This window comes from uncultured Murdochiella sp., assembly GCF_902488755.1.
In the GTDB taxonomy this organism is placed as follows: domain Bacteria; phylum Bacillota; class Clostridia; order Tissierellales; family Peptoniphilaceae; genus Murdochiella.
Map to the genome: position 1 here is coordinate 1 of NZ_CABTXF010000073.1, position 2,989 is coordinate 2,989.

The following is a 2,989-nucleotide window of genomic DNA, read 5'->3' on the forward strand; positions in this document are numbered from 1 at the left end:
AAAAAAAAAACCCCAAAAAAGGGGGGGCCCCCACCATCTGGCGGGCCCCTCGCTTTCTTTGTTTCGTATTTGCCTTCTCAGGTAAGGCGTTAACGCATGGTTTTATTTTGCTTGCTTCTGTACCGAAGCGACGATGGCATCCGCCATGGCTTCCAGTTCTTTGTCGGTATTGTCATCCGGCGAGGACATGAAGGATACTTCGGCATCGAGATAGTAGATTTCGAACATCTGATCGAGGATCTTCTTCATTTCTTCTCCGGAGGTGGGCGCCCACGTGCCGTTCTCGATGATACCGACCGTGCGTTTCTGCATGTTGAGTGCCACCATGTCGTGCAGGAAGTTCTTCATCGGGGGATAGACACCCAGGTTGTATGTCGGGCAAGCCAGGATGATGTGACCGACACGGAAGGCTTCCGAAATGAGGTAGGACATGTGGGTGTTGGAGACATCCCAAACCGTAACATCCGTAACGCCACGCTTTACGACTTCCGAGGCCAGTTTCTGCGCGACTTGCTCGGTGTTGCCGTACATGGAACCGTAGGCGATCATAACGCCGTTATCTTCCGGTGTGTAGCTCGACCATTTGTCGTACTTATCGATGATGTAGCCGAGATTCTTTCTCCAGATGACACCATGCAGCGGGCAGATAACCTTAATCGGCAAGGTCGCTGCGACTTTGAGCACCGCCTGAACATAGGCACCGTATTTGCCGACGATGTTGGTCAGATAGCGACGACCCGGTTCGAGGAAATCGCGATCCCAATCGACTTCGTCATCAAAGAGCTTGCCGTCAATCGCTTTGAAGGAGCCGAACGCATCCGCACTGAAGAGAACGCCGTTGGACGTATCCAAAGTTGCCATCGGTTCGGGCCAGTGTACCATCGGCATTTCTACGAAAGCAAAGGTGTGCTCACCGGAGCTGAATGTATCGCCGGTAGCGACCGTGATGCGTTTTTCGCAGTGATAATTGAACTGCGACATGAAGTAGAAGCCTTTTTCCGTCGAAATAACGGTTGCTTCGGGATGACGCAGGATGACTTCCTGGAACGTTGAGGCATGATCCGGTTCCCAGTGATTGATGATGATGTAGTCCAGCGGACGATCGCCTAATACGTATGCCAGATTGTCCAAGAAATACGGCGCAAATTCGAAATCGACCGTATCAAACAGGACGGTTTTCTCATCCAAGAGGACATAGGAGTTGTAGCTTACGCCTTCCGGAATGGGATGAATTCTTTCAAAAATATCGGTACGGTGATCGTTGACACCGATCCAATACAAATCTTTTACGACTTCACGAACATTTGCCATGCAAATCCTCCTTAACCTTTCTTTTTGTGCATTCTTACGCTGTGCAGTTTACGATCGGGATCGACTAATCTTCAATGGAGATATAGCCGTTCTTCGGGTCACCGCACTTCGGGCACAGATAGGTGTCCGGAAGCTGATCAAACGGCGTTCCCGGAGCGATTCCGCTGTCCGGATCGCCCTTGGCAGGATCATATTCATGACCGCAGCCGTTGCAGACATAGATGCCGGATTTGGTACGCGGATCCTGCGGAACATTGCGCTTTTTCTTTTCGAAGGTCTCTGCCGGATGGCGTTCCTGACCCTGTTCAAGCGCTTCGGTTAATAACGGCATGATTTCCATCACATCGCCCACAATGCCGTAATCTGCGTTCGCAAAGATCGGGGCGCTTGCATCAGTGTTAACGGCGACAATCGTTGCCGCTTCTTTAATGCCGCGCAGGTGCTGACCGGCACCGGAGATGCCCATTGCGAAGTAAAGGTTGCCCTTGAATTTCTGACCGGACATACCGACATAGCGTTCAATCGGCAGATAACCGAGAGTCTCGGCTACCGGACGGGAGCTGGAGATGGCGCCGCCAACGGCTTCTGCCAATTCTTCCGCCACTTTGAGGTTCTCTTTTTCGCCGATACCTTGACCGACGGAAACGAGGCGTTCTACTTCATCCACTGGCGCATAAACATCGACCGTGGTATCAAAGGCATAGCCGTCTTTTTTCAGTGCTTCGACAAGCTGTTTCACTTGCTCTTCCGGTGTGCCTTCGAACATGACGTTCTTGCGCGGTCCGGTGACTGCGCCAGCTTTGCCGGTATCAGCGACCATAGCCGCTTTCTTTTTGCGTCCTACGCGACCAATGATTTGACCGGCGATGACGACGCGCATAATTTCATTCGTGCCTTCATAGATTTGTGTAATCTTGGCATCACGGAAATGACGTTCCACATCGATACCCTTGATGAAGCCGTTGCCGCCGTGCAGCTGAATCGCTTCTGTGGTAACCCACATGGCGGTGTCCGAAGCGAACATTTTCGCCATCGCAGCTTCTTTGGTGTATTTCGCATGTTTGGTTTTGAGGTCGGCTGCCTGATAAATCAGGTGACGGGAAGCCTCGATACGGGTGGCCATATCGGCAATCTTGAAGCTGACGCCCTGGTTTGCCGCAATCGGCTGACCAAACTGAATGCGCTCACGCGTATAGTTGACGGTCGCTTCATAAGCGCCCTGTGCGATACCCAATGCCTGAGAGGCAATACCGATACGTCCGCCGTCCAGGGTTGCCATAGCGATCTTGAAGCCTTCGCCTTCTTTACCCAGCAAGTTTTCCTTCGGGACGATGACGTTCTTGAAATTCAATTCCGACGTAACGGAGGAGCGGATGCCCAGCTTGTTATATTGCGTCGGGAAGGTGAATCCTTCGTAATCTTTTTCTACGATGAAGGCGCTGATGCCGTGCGTTCCTTTTTCCGGACTGGTTACAGCAAAGACAACATAAGTATCGGCACGATAGCCGTTCGTAATGAAGATCTTGCTGCCATTAAGTACATAGTGATCTCCGTCCAGAACTGCCGTAGTCTGTGTACCGCTGGCATCCGAACCGGCATGTTCTTCGGTCAGACCGAAAGCGCCAATTTTTTCGCCTTTTGCCAAAGGTACTAAGTATTTTTGTTTCTGTTCTTCCGT

The 2,989-nt window shown here is 51.5% G+C and carries 2 protein-coding genes; both read right to left on the reverse strand.

Annotated elements, in window-relative coordinates:
- Window positions 1–102 precede the first annotated feature (102 nt).
- Window positions 103–1,311, reverse strand: coding sequence for an FprA family A-type flavoprotein (locus tag RDL68_RS06200; protein ID WP_308540807.1), 1,209 nt, complete (start codon window positions 1,309–1,311; stop codon window positions 103–105).
- Window positions 1,312–1,375: 64 nt separating this feature from the next.
- Window positions 1,376–2,989 (reverse strand): acyl-CoA dehydrogenase family protein (locus RDL68_RS06205; protein WP_308540808.1); only part of this gene is annotated, 1,614 nt, incomplete at its 5' end.

What these genes read in the sequence shown, in the direction of transcription:
- RDL68_RS06200 (WP_308540807.1), bottom strand. Translation starts at nt 1,311, where the DNA reads ATGGCAAATGTTCGTGAAGTCGTAAAAGATTTGTATTGGATCGGTGTC.